Annotated in this window: 17 protein-coding genes and 1 pseudogene; 14 read left to right on the top strand and 4 right to left on the bottom strand. The window is 60.8% G+C overall.

Going from position 1 to position 17,332, the window contains the following annotated elements; genetic code table 11:
* Positions 1–134 precede the first annotated feature (134 nt).
* The 14 genes and pseudogenes from clpB to speE all read left to right on the top strand — a co-directional run bounded on the left by clpB (position 135) and on the right by speE (position 15,565).
* Positions 135–2,714 carry an ATP-dependent chaperone ClpB gene (clpB, locus tag ACYQ1P_RS15430; RefSeq protein WP_460021232.1) on the top strand — a complete coding sequence of 860 codons (2,580 nt, stop codon included), beginning with the start codon at positions 135–137 and terminating at the stop codon, positions 2,712–2,714.
* Between the two features lie 72 nt (positions 2,715–2,786).
* A pseudogene (locus ACYQ1P_RS15425) lies at positions 2,787–3,005 on the top strand (tyrosine-type recombinase/integrase); the annotation flags it as partial.
* A gap of 75 nt (positions 3,006–3,080) precedes the next feature.
* Positions 3,081–3,569, top strand: coding sequence for a hypothetical protein (locus tag ACYQ1P_RS15420; protein WP_460021231.1), 489 nt, complete (start codon positions 3,081–3,083; stop codon positions 3,567–3,569).
* 476 nt (positions 3,570–4,045) lie between these two features.
* Positions 4,046–4,991 (top strand): IS630 family transposase gene (locus ACYQ1P_RS15415; protein ID WP_460018340.1). Its coding sequence is split into 2 segments (ribosomal slippage): positions 4,046–4,384 and positions 4,386–4,991, totalling 945 coding nucleotides; the frame shifts between segments, so codons are not numbered across the junction.
* A 543-nt stretch (positions 4,992–5,534) separates the two neighbouring features.
* On the top strand, positions 5,535–6,083 hold the full coding sequence (locus ACYQ1P_RS15410) for a flagellar basal body-associated FliL family protein (RefSeq protein ID WP_460021230.1): 549 nt from the start codon (positions 5,535–5,537) through the stop codon (positions 6,081–6,083).
* 59 nt (positions 6,084–6,142) lie between these two features.
* Positions 6,143–7,267, top strand: a complete 1,125-nt coding sequence (gene fliM / locus ACYQ1P_RS15405) for a flagellar motor switch protein FliM (protein WP_460021229.1) — start codon at positions 6,143–6,145, stop codon at positions 7,265–7,267.
* A gap of 2 nt (positions 7,268–7,269) precedes the next feature.
* Positions 7,270–7,839 carry a DUF6468 domain-containing protein gene (locus ACYQ1P_RS15400; protein WP_460021228.1) on the top strand — a complete coding sequence of 190 codons (570 nt, stop codon included), beginning with the start codon at positions 7,270–7,272 and terminating at the stop codon, positions 7,837–7,839.
* A 17-nt stretch (positions 7,840–7,856) separates the two neighbouring features.
* On the top strand, positions 7,857–8,618 hold the full coding sequence (locus ACYQ1P_RS15395; protein ID WP_460021227.1) for a MotE family protein: 762 nt from the start codon (positions 7,857–7,859) through the stop codon (positions 8,616–8,618).
* 117 nt (positions 8,619–8,735) lie between these two features.
* Positions 8,736–9,125, top strand: a complete 390-nt coding sequence (locus ACYQ1P_RS15390; protein ID WP_460021226.1) for a response regulator — start codon at positions 8,736–8,738, stop codon at positions 9,123–9,125.
* 75 nt (positions 9,126–9,200) lie between these two features.
* A complete protein-coding gene (locus ACYQ1P_RS15385) occupies positions 9,201–9,947 on the top strand; it encodes a hypothetical protein (RefSeq protein ID WP_460021225.1) in 747 nt (248 codons plus the stop codon).
* Complete coding sequence (locus ACYQ1P_RS15380; RefSeq protein WP_460021224.1) at positions 9,944–10,669, top strand: OmpA/MotB family protein; 726 nt, start codon at positions 9,944–9,946, stop codon at positions 10,667–10,669. Before ACYQ1P_RS15385 ends, ACYQ1P_RS15380 begins: the two co-directional genes overlap by 4 nt.
* Positions 10,669–14,076 (top strand): tetratricopeptide repeat protein, encoded by a 3,408-nt coding sequence (locus ACYQ1P_RS15375; RefSeq protein ID WP_460021223.1) that lies wholly within the window; start codon positions 10,669–10,671, stop codon positions 14,074–14,076. Before ACYQ1P_RS15380 ends, ACYQ1P_RS15375 begins: the two co-directional genes overlap by 1 nt.
* 164 nt (positions 14,077–14,240) lie before the next feature.
* Positions 14,241–14,720, top strand: coding sequence for an adenosylmethionine decarboxylase (speD, locus tag ACYQ1P_RS15370; protein ID WP_460021222.1), 480 nt, complete (start codon positions 14,241–14,243; stop codon positions 14,718–14,720).
* Positions 14,717–15,565 (top strand): polyamine aminopropyltransferase, encoded by an 849-nt coding sequence (gene speE / locus ACYQ1P_RS15365; RefSeq protein WP_460021221.1) that lies wholly within the window; start codon positions 14,717–14,719, stop codon positions 15,563–15,565. Before speD ends, speE begins: the two co-directional genes overlap by 4 nt.
* A gap of 5 nt (positions 15,566–15,570) precedes the next feature.
* Here speE and fliP read toward each other — a convergent pair whose 3' ends face one another.
* From fliP to ACYQ1P_RS15345, 4 genes are read right to left on the bottom strand one after another with little or no spacing between them, the layout of a single operon-like run.
* A complete protein-coding gene (fliP, locus tag ACYQ1P_RS15360) occupies positions 15,571–16,323 on the bottom strand; it encodes a flagellar type III secretion system pore protein FliP (protein ID WP_460021220.1) in 753 nt (250 codons plus the stop codon).
* Positions 16,320–16,682 carry a flagellar biosynthetic protein FliO gene (locus ACYQ1P_RS15355; RefSeq protein ID WP_460021219.1) on the bottom strand — a complete coding sequence of 121 codons (363 nt, stop codon included), beginning with the start codon at positions 16,680–16,682 and terminating at the stop codon, positions 16,320–16,322. Before ACYQ1P_RS15355 ends, fliP begins: the two co-directional genes overlap by 4 nt.
* Positions 16,679–16,930 carry a hypothetical protein gene (locus tag ACYQ1P_RS15350; RefSeq protein ID WP_460021218.1) on the bottom strand — a complete coding sequence of 84 codons (252 nt, stop codon included), beginning with the start codon at positions 16,928–16,930 and terminating at the stop codon, positions 16,679–16,681. The genes ACYQ1P_RS15355 and ACYQ1P_RS15350 overlap by 4 nt, the downstream gene beginning before the upstream one ends.
* Positions 16,927–17,277: an EscU/YscU/HrcU family type III secretion system export apparatus switch protein gene (locus tag ACYQ1P_RS15345; RefSeq protein WP_460021217.1), complete on the bottom strand. Its 351-nt coding sequence runs from the start codon at positions 17,275–17,277 to the stop codon at positions 16,927–16,929. The genes ACYQ1P_RS15350 and ACYQ1P_RS15345 overlap by 4 nt, the downstream gene beginning before the upstream one ends.
* Positions 17,278–17,332: the final 55 nt, after the last annotated feature.

The following is a 17,332-nucleotide window of genomic DNA, read 5'->3' as shown; positions in this document are numbered from 1 at the left end:
CACGATGATCTCAGGGGCGGTCTTGCGACCGCCCTTTTTCATGACATATCTGTATAAGAACGTGCCAAATCACGAGGATGGTTGCATCGGCTCCTGTAGAGGTGCGACCATTCGTCGAACGAAGGATCAGGCCCATGGACTACGACAAGCTCACCGAGCGGGTGCGCGGCTTCCTGCAAAACGCTCAGGCGTTGGCGGCCCGCAACCACCATCAGCAACTCACACCGCTGCATATTCTCAGTGTCTTCCTGGACGACAAGGAAGGCCTCGCCGCCACCTTGATTGCAGCCGCCGGAGGCGATGCCAAGGTGGCCCGCAAGGAATGCGCTGCCGAACTGGCCAAGCTGCCCAAGGTCGAAGGGGCCGGGGCCGGTCAGATGTATGTGAACAATGACACGGCGCGGCTGTTCGATCAGGCGCGGCAGATGGCCGACAAGGCGGGCGATGAATTCATCACCGCCGAACGACTGTTGCAGGCCATGACCCTGACCTTCGATACCCCGGCCAACGAGGTACTAAAAAAGGCCCGTGTCACGCCGCAGGCCCTCAACCGCGCGGTGGAGGACATGCGCAAGGGGCGCACCGCCAGTTCGGCCACCGCCGAGGACAACTACGACGCCTTGAAGAAATACGCCCGCGACCTGACCAGCGCCGCCGAAGAGGGACGCATTGATCCGGTGATCGGTCGCGACGAGGAAATCCGCCGCACCGTGCAGGTGCTGTCCCGGCGCACCAAGAACAACCCGGTGCTGATCGGCGAGCCCGGCGTCGGCAAGACCGCCGTGGTCGAGGGACTGGCCCAGCGCATCGTCAGCGGCGATGTGCCCGAGGCGCTGCTCACCAAGCGGCTGTTGGTGTTGGATCTGGGAGCCCTGGTGGCCGGGGCCAAGTTCCGCGGCGAGTTCGAAGAGCGCCTGAAGGCGGTGCTGACGGAAGTTCAGGCAGCGGCGGGCGAGATCATTTTGTTCATCGACGAGATGCATACCCTGGTCGGGGCGGGCGCGGCGGAAGGCTCCATGGATGCCTCCAACCTGCTCAAGCCAGCCCTGGCCCGGGGCGAACTGCACTGTGTTGGCGCAACAACTCTGAACGAATACCGCAAGCATGTGGAAAAAGACGCCGCCCTGGCGCGCCGGTTCCAGCCGGTGTTCGTCGCCGAGCCGTCGGTGGAGGATACCATTTCCATCCTGCGCGGCATCAAGGAAAAGTACGAGATGCATCACGGAGTGCGGATCGCCGATAGTGCCCTGGTGGCGGCGGCGACCTTGTCGCACCGTTACATCGCCGACCGTTTTTTGCCCGACAAGGCCATCGACTTGATGGACGAAGCGGCGTCCCGGGTGCGCATGGAGGTGGATTCCAAGCCCGAAGAGGTGGATGAACTGGACCGCCGCATTATCCAGATGAAGATCGAGCGCGAGGCCTTGAAAAAAGAGCCGGACAAGGCGTCCCGCGACCGGCTGCAACGTCTGGAAAGTGAACTGACCCAACTGGAGGCCCGCACCGGGGAGTTGACCGAACGCTGGCGCTCGGAAAAGGGGCAGTTGGCCGAAGCCACCAAGCTGAAGGAAAAGCTCGATCAGGCGCGCATCGCCGCCGAACGGGCCATGCGCGAAGGCCAGTTGGAACAGGCCTCGGAACTGCAATACAGCCTCATTCCCGAGCTTGAGCGCCGTCTTGCCGAGGCCGAGGAACAGGGCACCTCGCGCATGGTGCAGGAGGCGGTGGGGGATTCCCACATCGCCGCCGTGGTATCCCGCTGGACCGGCATTCCGGTGGACAAGATGCTGCAAGGCGAACGGGAAAAGCTGTTGTCCATGGAAGACGCCCTGGGCCGTCGGGTGATCGGCCAGCACGAAGCCCTGGTCGCCGTCTCCGATGCGGTGCGCCGGGCGCGGGCCGGATTGCAGGACAGCAATCGTCCCATTGGCTCGTTCCTGTTCCTCGGGCCGACCGGTGTCGGCAAGACCGAACTGACCAAGGCGCTGGCCGGGTTCCTGTTCGACGACGAGCAGGCAATGGTCCGCATCGACATGTCCGAATATATGGAAAAGCACGCCGTGGCGCGGCTGATCGGCGCCCCGCCAGGCTATGTGGGTCACGACGAGGGCGGCATGTTGACCGAGGCGGTGCGCCGCCGTCCCTATCAGGTGGTGCTGTTCGACGAGGTGGAGAAGGCCCATCCGGACGTGTTCAACGTGCTGCTACAGGTGCTTGACGACGGGCGTCTGACCGACGGCCAGGGCCGCACGGTGGACTTCCGCAACACCTTGATCATCCTGACCTCCAACCTGGGGGCCGACATTCTGGCCGAGCAGGAGGAAGGGCACGATTCCGACGAGATTCGTCCGCTGGTCATGGAGCGGGTACGGCAGGCTTTCCGCCCGGAATTCCTCAACCGCCTGGACGAGGTGATCCTGTTCCATCGGCTGTTCCGCGAGCATATGGGCGGTATCGTCGATATCCAGTTGGCGCGCCTGCGCAAGCTGCTGGAAGATCGTAAGATCACCCTCGAACTGGACACCGCAGCCCGCGACTGGTTGGCCGATGCGGGCTACGACCCGGCCTATGGGGCGCGTCCTCTGAAGCGGGTGATGCAGAAAAACCTGCAAAACGCCCTGGCCGGGATGATCCTGGAAGGACGGGTGCTGGACGGCCAGACGGTGCGCGTCTCCGCCGACGGCAAGGGTCTGACCCTGGATGCCGGGGGATAAAATTTTGGGGCTCACAGGCGAAGGACAGGGTAACCCGCAGAGCAAAAATTTCGTGCACTGTCACCGTAAACCAATACGCTCTGCCAGTTGTTCGGTGAACTGTACAAAAAGGCAGGGATTGACGGAGCCAGCAGCCATAGCGGACGCCGTTCGTTCATCACCAAGCTCGCCCACAACGGCGTTTCTGCGAAGGTGATTATGACGCTGGCTGGACACAAGCACCTGAGCACCACCCAGCGCTATATCGACGTCAACGACGAGATGCTGCGGCAGGCCGTTGAGGTGGTTTGACGCGAAAGCACTTGATCTAAAATGTATTGTACCTCCAAAGTGAGTTGATCGATTTCTCGTTTTGGAGGAGTGAGCGTGATGCCACAAAAGGACTATGGGCAGTCAGACCCAAGCCTGTTGAACAAAATCCCGCATCTATCAAATACGGAATTGAAGACGCTGGCGGAGAATGCTGACCGATACGAGGCGCACTGGCTTGCAGAGGCTATAGCGGACGAGCAAATTGCACGTGGTGGGGCGGGAAATATGACGGCACTTTCTGTTAGAGAGGTTCTGATCAGAAATGCAAAGTCTGACCAAGTAACTACGTATAAAAAAGTAGCTGCTGAGTTCGGTGTAAAGTGGGGATTGACCGCATTTGTTACGTTAAAGAAAGTGCTTGGGGATGTTGTCGACTTAGATCACAGTGAGGGCACGCCATTTCTTAGCTCTCTAGTGATGAGTGAAAAAGATAATGTTTGCGGAAAAGGTTTCTTTACTAAGGCAAAATCACTAGGGCGAACCGTTAATGACGAGAATGCGTTTATGAAGGAAGAACAGCAGAAAGTTTTTGATCACTGGTAAAATGAAAAAAAGATGATCAGAAAATTCCTCTTCAAGCACCCGCTCTTTGGGCGCGGCGACTGGCGTAACGAACCATCGCGCATTAGACAGACGAAGACGGGCGTTCGCTGGAACAAGAGCGTTTACTATTTCTGGTTTGAGTACCTTCGCCGCAATGAGGATTACCGCCAAGCCTGCATTGGTTACGGTGACAGTGCATTAATTGACGACCAAAGTGTTTCTGTCCGTCCAAAGAGACGTTGAATCGGATGAGTCGGATGTGATTCAAGGGTCTTGTCAGAGAATGGGGGACAAGATGGATGTGGGCAACGGAAAATCGCGGCTCCTATGACCGCAACCGACTTCGCTCGCCGAGTGAGCTGACGGATGCCGAATGGGGTCCTAGAGCGGGATGAAGCCGGAGTGAATCGAAAGGGGATTCCCAAAGTCTCGCAATTCTGATTCAACATACTGGCTGGAAAAGGAGGCCAGTATGGATGACGAAACCCTATTCGAACGATCTCCGCGAGCGTGTGGTCGCCGCCGTTGAGGAAGGCGGCCTCTCTCGGCACCAGGCCGCGGCGCGGTTTGCCGTTGGTGTCAGTTCGGTCATCCGCTGGGTGACCCGTTTCCGCGAGACGGGCAGTGTTGCGCCCGACAAGATGGGAGGGAACCGGCCGAAGACAATCCGAGGAGAACACCGTGATTGGCTTATCCAGCGGTGCAAGGAGAAGGACTTCACGTTGCGTGGGTTGGTGGCGGAACTGGCCGAGCGCAAGGTGATGGTCGACTACCGCAGCGTCTGGGAATTCGTGCATGCCGAAAAACTGAGTTTCAAAAAAAAGCGTCCTTCCCAGGGAACAGGATCGGCCCGACGTGGCGCGTAAGCGTGAACAGTGGAAGGCGTATCAGGACCGGGTGGCCATTGATCGCCTAGTCTTCATCGACGAAACCTGGACCAAGACCAACATGGCGCCGCTCCGGGGATGGGCGCCGGTCGGCCAAAGGCTCGACGCCAAGGTGCCGTATGGCCACTGGAAAACCATGACCTTCCTCGCCGCGCTCCGCCACGACCGCATTGAGGCGCCCTGGGTTCTCGACGGGCCGATCAATGGCGAACGCTTCCGGGTCTATGTCGAGAAGGTGCTCATCCCCACCCTCAAGCCCGGCGATATCGTGGTCATGGACAATCTCGGCAGCCACAAGGGCGAAGCCATCCGCCGCCTCATCCGAGGCGCGGGTGCCAAGCTGTTCTTCCTGCCGAAATACTCCCCCGACCTGAACCCCATCGAGCAGGTCTTTGCCAAACTCAAGCATCTGCTGCGCAAGGAGGCCGCGCGCACCGTCGATGCGCTCTGCGAGGCCATCGGAAGGCTACTCGATGCCTTCCCGCCGCAGGAATGCGCCAACCTCGTCAGAAACGCCGGATATGGACCAACCTAAATTCATCCCGCTCTAACGCGCCGCTGATTCCTCCGGCCAGCCGAGACCGGGCTATGGCAGCTTCTCTACGCTAAGTGGAGGTAGAATTTTCGCTTATTGGGAGCGGGGCATTCCACATGAATCGTCGAAGGGCAAAATTTATTGAATTCGGCCTTGCCATGGCAAATAAAGTAACGTTATAATGTCTCATCACTTGGGGATCGTGTCTCGCCCCTAGGTGTTCCCAACCGGACCTGAACCTCAGGTTTATCTTTACCCTTCCGGCTTGCCGGGAGGGTTTTTTTATGGGCAAGGCCGGAAGCCCGAAGGGCTGCTTCTCTCCGTAGGGTCGGTCCGCGAGCTGTCCCTGTGACAAAAAATACCGCTGGACCATTCCCCCTGGCCTAGGCCGACGCACGGCGCAAAAACCTTCCATAACATATTGAATATATGAAACAAAGCATCGGTTTGCATTTAACCTGTTATTAACGCACCGGCTTTAGTCTAGAGTGCGGGTTGCTCTTGAGGGGGCGCCGCGACGCAAAAAAGAATGGAAGACGGAATATGGCCGACGACGATCTCGAAGACGAAGCCGATGCCGAAGAAGAAGGCGGCGGCGGTGGCGGTGGTGGCAGCAAGAAGATGCTCATCATCATTGCCATTCCCCTGTTGCTGATTTTCGGGGGCGGGGCTGCGGCTTATTTTCTGGGGCTTCTGGACCCGGTGATTGCCATGGTGACCGGCGAGGAGTCCGCTGAAGGGGAGGCGGGAGCCGACGGAGCCGAGGGTGCCGGACCGCAAGTGGAGCAGGCGGTGTTTTACGATCTGCCTGAACTGCTGGTGAATCTGAGCGCCGGGGGGCGTCGTCCGGTATATCTCAAGATGCGCATCAGTCTGGAACTGGCGACCCTGGCCGAACAGACGCAGATCGAAGGCGTCATGCCGCGCGTGGTGGACAGTTTCCAGGTTTATCTGCGCGAACTGCGAATGGATGACTTGCAGGGCTCGGCGGGGATGTACCGCCTGGAAGAGGAACTGTTGACCCGCGTCAATGCGGCGGTGGCCCCGATCAAGGTCAAGGATGTCCTGTTCAAGGAGATGTTGATCCAATAGGGCGTGAAAAATGTTAGAATTGAGTTGTGCCATGAAACCCGTACGAAAGGCCCTGTCCCATGACTAGTCCGGCCGACGACGATTTAGCCTCGGAGTGGGATGCCGCTCTGGCCGATGACGGCGCCGCGGGCGGTGGCGACGAAGACGACGGTCTGGCTGCCGAATGGGAGGCCATGATTGGCGGGGGCGAGGAAGAAGCCGCCGCCGGTCCGGGGGCGGAATCCACCCGTGTGCTCAATCAGGACGAAATCGACAGTCTTTTGGGCTTCGATGAAGACCATGAGGACATGGGTGAAAAGTCGGGCATTCAGGCCATTCTCAACAGTGCCCTGGTGTCCTACGAACGCCTGCCCATGTTGGAAGTGGTGTTCGACCGTCTGGTGCGCATGATGTCCACCTCGTTGCGTAATTTTACTTCCGACAACGTCGAGGTGTCGCTGGATAACATCGTTTCGCTGCGTTTCGGCGATTATCTGAATTCCATTCCGCTGCCCGCCATGCTGTCGGTGTTCAAGGCCGAGGAATGGGATAACTACGGCCTGATCACCGTTGATTCCTCGCTCATCTATTCCATCGTCGATGTTCTGCTCGGCGGACGCCGGGGCACGGCGGCCATGCGCATCGAGGGACGTCCCTACACGACCATCGAACGCAACCTGGTCGAACGGATGATCCATGTGATGCTGGGCGACCTGTCCGCCGCCTTCGAACCGTTGAGTCCGGTGACGTTCCGCTTCGACCGCCTGGAGACCAACCCGCGCTTCGCCACCATTTCCCGTCCGTCCAACGCCGCCATCGTCGCCAAGCTGCGCATCGACATGGAGGATCGCGGCGGACGCCTGGAACTGCTCATTCCCTACGCCACCCTGGAACCGGTCCGCGAATTGCTGTTGCAGATGTTCCTGGGTGAAAAGTTCGGTCGGGATTCCATCTGGGAAACCCACTTGGCGGAAGAACTGTGGATGACCGATCTGGATCTGGAGGCGGTGCTCGATACCCAGACCATGCGTCTGAGCGAGGTGTTCGACCTGCGCGTCGGCTCCCGCATTATGCTCAACGCCACCCCCAACTCTCCGGTATCGCTTCATTGCGGAGAGATTCCGCTGTATCGTGGCCGCATGGGGCGCAAGGGCGACCATATCGCCATCCGCATTGATGGCCGCATGCGAAAGGAGAAACACTAGCCGTGACGTTATCGCTGTTTCTCGATGTGCTTGTTGCGGTGCTGCTGGCGCTGACCATCGGCTATGCGGTGGTGCTCAATCGTCGGCTGGCCGTGCTGCGCCAGGACCGCGACGAACTGGAGCGTCTGGCGACCGAATTCGCCAGCGCCACCGTGCGGGCCGACGAGGGGGTGCGGAGACTGAAGGCGACGGCGGACGAACTTGGTGCTATGATGGATAGCCGGATCGTCAAGGCCGAGGGGCTGAAGGAAGACCTCATGTTCCTCATCGACCGCGGCGATACGGTGGCCGACAAGCTCGAGTCCACGGTCCGTTCGACCCGCAAGGAGATGCCGATGGAGACCCCGTCGGAAGCGGAGGGGGACGAGGATGAGGATGTGGAACCGCCCGCCGCCAAGCGCGCGGGGCGGGTCAAGGGCAAGGCGGCCCGCGGCAAGCCGAACAAGGGGGGGCGGCTTGAGGAGAGTCTGTTGGCCGAAGGCCTGATGGAGGAGGAGCCGTCGGAAGACGAGAGTCCGGCCCGCTCGGATGCCGAGTTGGAGCTGCTCAAGGCCTTGCAATCGGTCAAGTAGCGTATTAGGTGAATGGTATGGCCGAAAACAATAAATTCCCCCGCTTGAGGCTGTTGCCTCTGACCATTTTCGCCGCCGCCCTGATGTTGACCGTCCGGGTCGGTGATATCGTGGATGACGTCAAGGGCCTGCCCAGCAGTCCGCTGGCGGTCAGTGGGGCCGAGGCCCAGGAACAGCAGGGCCAACCCCCGGCCGCCGATCCGGCGATGACCGATGCGGCGGACCCACAGACCGACACCGAAGGAACGCCGGTCGATCCGGCGGTTCAGGACGAAGAGGCCATGCGCAGCGCCGACGCGATGCAGGAAATCCGCCGTCGCCGTCCGTCCCTGGCCGATGATCCGACCCTGTTCACCCAAACCGAAATTGATCTGTTGCAGCAATTGGCGGAACGCCGCGACCAGTTGGATGGCCGCGAGACCGAACTGGATCAGCGCGAAGCCATGATGCGCGCCGCCGAGACCAAAATCGACACCAAGGTCGAGCAGTTGCAGACCCTCAAGGCGACCATTGAGGGACTGATCAAGAAATACGACGGTCAGCAGGATGAGAAGCTGATCAGCCTGGTGAAGATCTACGAGAACATGAAGCCGAAGGATGCGGCGAAGATTTTCGAGCAGTTGGATCTGGACACCTTGCTGCTGGTCGCCGAGCGCATGTCGGAGCGCAAACTGGCCGGGATCATGGCCAAGATGACCCCCCTGAAGGCCAAGGAAGTGACCGAGGAACTCTACCGGTTGCGGCAATTGCCCCGCACCGGGGCTGAAATTGGCGGCTGAACCCCTTTTTTTTCAGGGGCTTTCGTCTTGCGTTTCGGGTTCGAGGTGGACTATCAACGGACATGGGGTTGTGACGGGCCGGGGGCCTGTCCGACAAACAAGAGGTTGGGGTGATTGATGTCCGTCGACAAGGATATGAAGGTGCTGGTGGTCGATGACTACAAGACCATGCTCCGCATTCTCCGCAATCTCCTTTTGCAACTCGGGTTCAAGAATGTCGCCGAGGCCATGGACGGGTCTCAGGCCCTGCAATACCTGCACAAGAATCAGGATTGCGGCCTGATCATTTCGGACTGGAACATGGAGCCCATGAGCGGCTTGCAACTGCTGCGCGAGGTGCGGGCCGATGCGAAGCTGAGGCAAATTCCCTTCATCATGGTCACCGCCGAGAGCAAAACGGAAAACGTCGTGACCGCCAAGCAGGCGGGCGTTTCCAATTACATCGTCAAGCCGTTCAACGCCGAAACCCTGCGCGGAAAAATGGCCAGCGTGATTGGAGAATTTTAAGGTTTTCGGGGGAAAATGGAAACCGGGCGCGGAATTTGTCCGTGTCTTGACCCTGAAGATGAGGCGAGACGGCCGGTGCAGGACTTAGATAATTTCGACGTGATGCGGGCAATGAGCGCCAAGGGGGGCGGGCAGGGCAGTATTGCCTTGTTCCTGGGGCTATATTTGCTGGTGCTGGCGTTTTTTATCATTCTGGTCAGTATTTCCACCGTCGAGGATGTGAAGTCGAAGGCCGTGATGGACAGCCTCACCTCCACATTTTCCTCCATCCTGCCGCCGGACATGGACTTGCAGGATTTGACCTCGAAGACCGGTTATGTGATCGGGGCCGAGGAGTTCCAGGGCGAAATCGAGGGCGTTTTTACCACTTATATCAAGGCGGTGAAGGTGGAAATCGTGCAGCCCGGTGAATCCATGCGCCTGTCCCTGGCCGCCGAGGAGCTGTTTTTGCCCGATGAAGCAAAGATCCGCCCGGCTCAGGGGGCCTTGCTGGATCGTCTGGTTTCGTCGATCAGCGGGCGACCGGAGGCTTTGCGCTTCGACATGGATTTCCTGATCGGGAGTCCATATACCGACGGCACGTCGCTGCCCATCGGCCAGACCCTGCAAATGCGGCGGGCCGGCGAATTCGCCCGGGCCATGCTCAGTCGCGGGGTGCCGCCGGATAGCCTGTCGGTGGGGCTGCAACCGGGCGACAACGACCAAATCGTCATCTGGTTTTACGTGCGGGGACGCCACGAGGCGCAGGTGCGCTTTGACGAGGATCAGATGGTCCGCGATGCCGATCCGTCGGCCACCGCTGGCACGGAGGGCGGACCATGAGCTATCGCGCCCCGGTGGACGAATGGGCCCCGCCGCACAAGGCCCCGGAAAATTCTCAGGCCTGGCTGGTGACCTTCACCGACCTGGTGTCCTTGATGCTGACCTTTTTCGTCATGCTGTTTTCCATGTCCAGCGTGCAGGTGGATAAATGGAAGGAAATGATTGATACTCTCAGCCAGTCGCTCAACCCGACCCGCGAGGAAGTGACCATCAAGCCCACATCCAGCTATAACATCCGCATGGTGCTGCGGGAGCGGGCCATTGATCTGGATTATCTGTCGGCCGTGCTGGAGCAAAAGATGGTACAGGACAAGGTGCTGGCCAGCAGCCGCCTGCTGTCGCTGTCCGACCGGCTGGTGGTCTCGCTGCCCGGTGACCTGCTGTTCGGCCCCAGCAGCGCCTTGCTGTCGGAGAAGGCCCAGGCGGCGCTGTTCGAGTTGGGCGGCGTGCTGCGCAATATCAACAATCAGGTGACGGTCCAGGGGCATTCGGACCCGGTGCCACCTGAAGGAGGCCCCTATACCTCCAACTGGGAGCTGTCCATGGGCCGCGCCGTGGCCGTGGCCAATGCCCTGCGCCGAGCCGGATATCCGGAAAATATCCCGGCCCAGGGGTTTGCCTCGTCGCGCTATAATCTTTTGCCGCCCCTGCCGGAGGCGCAACGGCGCTCTCTGGCCCGTCGGGTGGATATCGTCATCATGCCCAATGTGGGAGAGAATTGATGCCCTTTCGTCTCCTTCCTTGGCTGTTGTCGCTGCTGTGTCTGTGGATCGCCCTGCCGTCCGCCCAGGCCCAGGAAGTGACCCTGAAGGCGGCCATGCATCCGGGCTATGGACGCATGGTGCTGACCGCCGAATTGCCGATCCCCTATCAGGCCAATATCGAGGGGGGCAGCCTGTTCCTGCAATTCGGCCAGCCGGTGCGGGTGGATTTTCGTCCCGTGGTGCGGACGCTGAACAAATACCTGCGCCGGGCCACCCCGAGCGACGACGGCATGAATGTCCGTTTCGACCTCAAAGGGACGCCTTCCCTGCGCTCCTTCTATATCGGCAGTTCCGTGGTTGTCGATCTGCTCGACTCAACGGAGGAGGCAGCGACACCCGACGCCCCGGCCAAGGTCGCCACACAGGCGCCGCCGATTGGTGTGCGCGGGGGTGAGCACAAGGAGTTCAGCCGCGTGGTGTTCGACTGGCCGCGCGCCGTGGATTACAAGGTCTCCGGCGACGGGGACAAGGTGACTCTTTCCTTCGCCAGCCCGGCAGACTTTGATCTGGCGGGGCTGCGCCGCGACCTGCCGCGTCATGTGAAGAGCGTCAGCGGCAGCACCGAGAAGGAGCAGTCGCAGGTCACCCTGACCCTGGTGCCCAATGTGGGGATCAAGCATTTCCTGGCCGGACCGAAGGTGGTGCTCGACATCGCCCCCGGACTGCCACCGCTGACCCCGCCCGAACAGAAACCGGCTCCGGAACCGGAAGTGGCGGCCCAGCCTGCCGCCGAGACCCCGGCCACGGAGACCCCGACCGCCGCGCCGCAACAAGAAGCCGCCGCTGCGCCGCAACAAGAAGCCGCCGCTGCGCCGCCCGCGCCGGAAGCGGCACCGGTTGTTGAAGCAACGCCTGCGCCAACGGCGGAAATGACTCCGGATCAGACGGCGGAGGCCAATCAGCCGACCCCCCTGGTGCCGACGGATCTGGTGACTCCCCCGACGGCCGAGACCTCTGCTGACGCCCAATCCGGGTCAATGGCCGCCGATATGCCGGCTGGGCAGGGAGCGGGTCCGTTGCCCGGAATGGCCACCTTGCGCTTCGAATGGAATGAGCCGGTGGCGGCGGCGGTGTTCCGCCGCGCCGGGATGGTTTGGGTTGCCTTCGACCGTCCGCAGGGGGCCGATCTTCCGCTGTTGCGGGAAATGGGCCAGGGCAAGATCCTTGATTTGGAGCAGGTCCCCCATGACAGCGGATTGGTATTGCGCATCCTGACCGCGCCGGGCGTCAACCCGTCTTTGCGCCGGGATGGCCTGGCCTGGCTGGTCGATCTGGGCGCGCAGCCCCTGGAGCCGAAAATCCCCATCGACGTCCGCGCCGAACCCAATTCGGCGGCGGGCGCGCGCTTGTTCCTGCCGGTTCCCGAGCCGGGGATTGCCCTGGCCGTCTTGGACCCGGCGGTGGGGGACAACATCATCGTCGTGCCGGTGATCCCGCTGGATTACGGCATGCCCCGGCAGGTGAATTATCCGCAAGTCTCCCTGCTGCCGACGGCCCAGGGGGTGGTGGTCAAGCCCTGGATCGACGATTTGCGGGTCCGTCCCCTGCGTCAGGGGGTGGAACTGACGGCGGCCAGCACCCTGCGCCTGTCCAGTGTCGATGAGAAGATGCAGGCCTCCATGAAGCTCGAATCTTCTCGCCCGCTGGTGCGCATGTTCGATTTCAGTCCCTGGCGCGGGGGGCCGGAAGAGTTCAACCGGGTGCGCGCGGACCTGTTTACCAAGGTGGCCGAAACCCGTGCCTCTGAACCGCGTCGGGAAGCGCGGCTCAATCTGGCCCGTTTCTATCTCTCGCAGGGTTATGGCGCGGAAGCCCTGGCAGTGGTCTCCCTGCTGGCCCAGGATGAACCGGAACAGGCCAATGCGCCGGAAATGCGGTTGTTGCGCGGCGGCGGCCATCTGTTGATGGCCCATTACGACGACGCGGCGCGGGACTTGGACGATCCCAGTCTCGATGAGAATGACGAGGCCCTGTTCTGGCGCGGTGCCCTGCATGTGGCCCAGGGCCTGCCCGACGAGGCGGTGACCAACCTGCCGAAGCTGGGCGGCGTGTTGCGCCCCTATCCCAAACGGTTGCGTATGCGCCTCGGCCTGTTGGCGGCGGAAGGCGGCATTCTGGCCGGACGTCCAGAGCAGGCCCAGCGCTTCCTCAACCTGTTGAAGACCGAGGACCCCTCGCCGGAGGTCAAGTCCCAGATTGATTTGCTGGAAGGCAAGTTGATGGAAATGTCCGGCAGCTATGACAAGGCCATCGGCCTGTGGGAGGCCGCCGAGGCCGGAGGAATGCGCAAGGTCCGGGCCTATGCCGCCTTCGACCGGGCGGAACTGTTGCTCAAGACCGAAAAGATCACGCCGCAGGAGGCCATTGATGAACTGGAGAAGCTGCGCTTTGCCTGGCGTGGTGATTCCTACGAGTTCAATCTTCTGCGCCGCCTTGGCCAGCTCTATATGGGGGTGGACGATTATCGCAACGGCTTGCGGACTCTGCGACAGTTGGTCACCAATTTCCCCAACAATCCGCAGACGGCAGCGGTGAGCGCGGAAATGGCGGCGGCTTTTGAATCCCTGTACATGGAAGACAAGGCTGACGCCATGCAGCCGGTGGCGGCCATCGCCCTGTTCGAGGAGTTCAAGGAACTGACTCCGGCCGGGGCCAAGGGGGATGAAATGATCCGACGGCTGGCCGATCGACTGGCTGCGGTGGATCTTTTGGACCGGGCGGCGGAGCTGTTGGAAAATCAGGTGACCTATCGCCTCAAGGACGAGGAAAAAGCCCGTGTCGGAGCGCGTCTGGCGTTGGTCTACCTGATCGACAAGAAGCCGGACAAGGCTCTGGAGTCCCTGAACAAAAGTGGTATGTCCAACATTCCGCCTGAATTGGTCACCCAGCGCCTGCATCTGCGGGCGCGCGCCTTATCCGACCAGGGCAAGACCGAAGAGGCGCTGAACCTGCTGGTCGACGATAAGTCCATGGATGCGTCGTTGTTGCGGGCGGGCATTCACTGGGAACAGCACCGCTGGTCCTCGGTGGCCAAATCCCTGCAAGAGGTGCTGGTGGCCCAGGGGATCAAGGGACGCCCGCAAAGCCTGCCCGAGGGCATTGCCCGGACAGTGCTCAATCTGGCCGTCTCGCTCAATCTGGGGGGCAATGAGCGGGCTCTGGAGCGGCTCCGCGAGAACTACTCCGAAGCCATGGATGCCACGCCCCTGCGCGACGCCTTCAGCCTGATTACCTCTCCCGATCCGGAAGGACTGGTGGATTACCGGACCATCGCCGACAAGGTGTCCGAGGGTCAGAAATTCCAGGCCTTCATGGCCTCCTACAAGGAACGCCTGAAGCAGGGCGGACTGAGCCAGATCAATTAGGTTCTTCAAATCCCTCTCATTTTATTTATGCGATAACCATCTGAATTATAAGTATAATATTTTGAAGTGAAATTTTTTTGTCACAGAGGCCGCAATTTAACTTGCCTTCCTATCGGCTAGGCCGTAGAAAACGCGCCTTTCATCTGCTGATTTGGAGGGAAAATATGTCCTTTGACGCCCTGACCGATTGGGGGATGGACTCGGTGGACGAGGCGAAAGATCACCCGGATTGCCTGTCCGAGGACCATTCGTCCGGCAGCTTCGAGAACGATAAGGACTACTTCATCGAGATCGACGGAGAGAAGTTCGCCGGCATGCATTTGCTGGTCGATCTTTGGGGGGCCGAGAACCTCGATAATCTCGCCCTGACCGAACGGGCTTTGTGCGATGCGGCGCGGGCCGCCGGAGCGACGATTCTGCATTGTCATCTGCACCATTTCACGCCCAATGGCGGCATTTCCGGAGTGCTGGTGCTGGCGGAGTCCCATATCAGCATTCACACTTGGCCCGAGCGGGGATTCGCCGCGCTGGATATCTTCATGTGCGGCGATTGCGATCCGCATGATTCTATTCCGGTGCTCGAAGCCGCCTTCCGTCCCAGCGAAATTCTGGTTAAAGAAGAGCGCCGGGGCGTGGTGAGGTGATTCGTTTTTCCGAGAAACTTCACGACGGCTATTCCCAGACTTTTGACGTCAAAGAGATCCTTTTCGAGGAAAAGAACGAGATCCAGCATCTGGTGATTTTCGAGAGCCGGACCCACGGTCGGGTGTTGGCGCTCGACGATGTTATCCAGGTCACCGAGGCGGACAATTTTTTCTATCACGAGATGATCGCCCATCTGCCGATCCTTGCCCATGGGGCTGTGGCCGACGTGCTGATTATCGGTGGCGGTGATGGCGGCACGCTGAAAGAGGTGCTGCGCCATCCGGGTGTGCGGGCGACGGTGGTGGAAATCGACCGGGCTGTGGTCGATCTCTGCGTCACCTACATGCCCTCGGTCAGCGAGGGGGCGTTTGACGATCCGCGCTGTGATCTGGTCATTGCCGACGGCCTGGACTACGTTGCCAAGACGGACCGCCGATTTGATGTCATCATCGTCGATTCCACCGATCCGGTGGGGCCGGGGGAAGTGTTGTTCAGCCAGGCCTTTTACCGCGATTGCCAACGCTGCCTGAAGCCGGGCGGTATTCTGGCGACCCAGAACGGCGTGCCTTTCTTCCAGCCCCAGGAAGTAGGAGTGACCTACCGCCGTCTGGCCCCGATTTTCGAGGATGTGTGGTTCTTTCAGACCCCGGTGCCGACCTACGTGGGCGGCATGATGACCCTGGCCTGGGCCACCGATGACCCGGCTTTGCGCCACCAGACGGTGGATATTCTGGCCGAAAGGTTCGAAGCTTCGGGGATCGTCACCCGTTATTACACGCCGGGCATTCACTGGGGCAGCCTGCAACTACCACCTTACATCAGCGAATTGATGGTTAAGGCTTAACCCGGCTATTCGATGCCGTAGCCGCGGACCAGACTGCCGACCAGCAGTTGCCATCCATCCACCAGCACGAAAAAGATAATCTTGAACGGCAAGGCGACGATAATCGGCGGCAGCATCATCATGCCCATGGCCATCAGCACCGAGGCCACCACCATGTCGATGATCAGGAACGGCAGGAACAGCAGAAATCCGATTTCGAAGGCGCGTCGGATTTCGCTGATCATGAAGGCCGGAATGAGGATGCGATAGGGCGGCTTGGTGCGCACTTCATCCTCGCCCAACCGCGCCATGTCCATGAAGAGGGCGAGGTCCGCTTCGCGGGTCTGGGCCAGCATGAACACGCGGAACGGCTCCGCCGCCCGTTCCAGGGCCTCGATTTCGTCCATTTCCTCGTTGATCAGCGGCTCAATGCCGTCGTTCCAGGATTTTTCGAAGGTCGGGGCCATGATGAACATGGTCAGGAACAGGGCCAGCGCCGCCAGTACCTGGGCCGGCGGAGTCTGCTGGGTGCCCATGGCCACCTTGACCAGCGACAGCACGATGACGATCCGGGTGAAGGAGGTGACCATCAGCAGGGCCGAGGGAGCGACGCTGATGGCCGTCACCGCCACCAGCAACTGAATGATCCGATTGGTCGAACTGCCGCCGCCGGTGCCCAGGTCGAAATTGAACGATTGCGCCAGCGCCGGGTGCTGGGTCACGAGCAGCGCCATCAGCACCGTGGTCAGGGTCAGCGCCAGCCAGCGAAACCGGGTCATAGGGTGGGCTCCTTGCGCGGACCGGCAGGCAGTTCCTTGCTGGTCGTCGGCTGTGGTTTGTCCGTTGGCGCGGCAACACTCCCTGGAACGGGGATGTTGCGTTCGACCAGCAAGTCGGCCCCCGTGCCATGGCCGAGCAGGATCAGATGTTCCCGGTCGTCCCGGCGCACCAGGACCAGACGCCGCCGGGCATCGACCGGCATGACCTCGACCAGGGAAAGGCGCTTGCGGCGCACGGCACCCCGGTTGGGCATCCGATTGCCCATGCCGAACCGGCGGCCGATCAAGGCCAGCAGGCCGACCAGTCCGAGCACGAAAACGAGGGCGGCCCCGAATTGAATGTAGTCTTCGATCGTCACGCGTTCCGTTTCCCTTCGATCTGCTCGCGCAGCAGAACTTCCAGCCGGTCCAATTCGGCAATGATGAACTCGACGTCCGCGCGCAAGGCCCGGGCTTCGTCTCGGTCTCCCTCGCCGAGGCGGCGGCAAGCTTCGACGATTTTGCCCTCCAGCGACGCCAGATCGACCCGTCGTCCATCCATGATCTCACGCCGCACAGCTTCTAGCAGGGTCTTCACGGCGTCAAGCGCCTGTTCCATCTCGCTCATGATTCGCTCGGCTCCCCGGTCAGCGGCGGGGACGGCGCCGGGCGGGCCCCGGTCAGCGGCGGAGACTCAGCGTTGGCTCGATAAACATAGGCCAGAATCTCGGCTACCGCGGCAAAAGCCTCCAGCGGAATCTCGCTGTCCACATCGACCAGCGCCAGAAGCTGCACCAGGTCGGGGTCCTCGCGCACCTTGACGCCCTCGGCAAAGGCAATTTCCAGGATCTGTTCGGCCACGGCTCCCCGACCACTGGCGATCACCTTCGGCGGTCGATCGTTCCAACGCTCGTTCTTCAGCGCCACCGCGACCGGAACAGGTCGCGGGGCGTCGGGATCGCGTGGGTCAGTCATCGCGCATTCCAGAATCTCTGCCCCTATGTCATTCCAGCCCCGTATGTTATCCGAC

Source organism: Magnetospira thiophila (genome assembly GCF_054657015.1).
The sequence above is the reverse complement of the archived record's forward strand: the minus strand, read 5'-3'. Positions and strand labels throughout refer to the sequence as shown.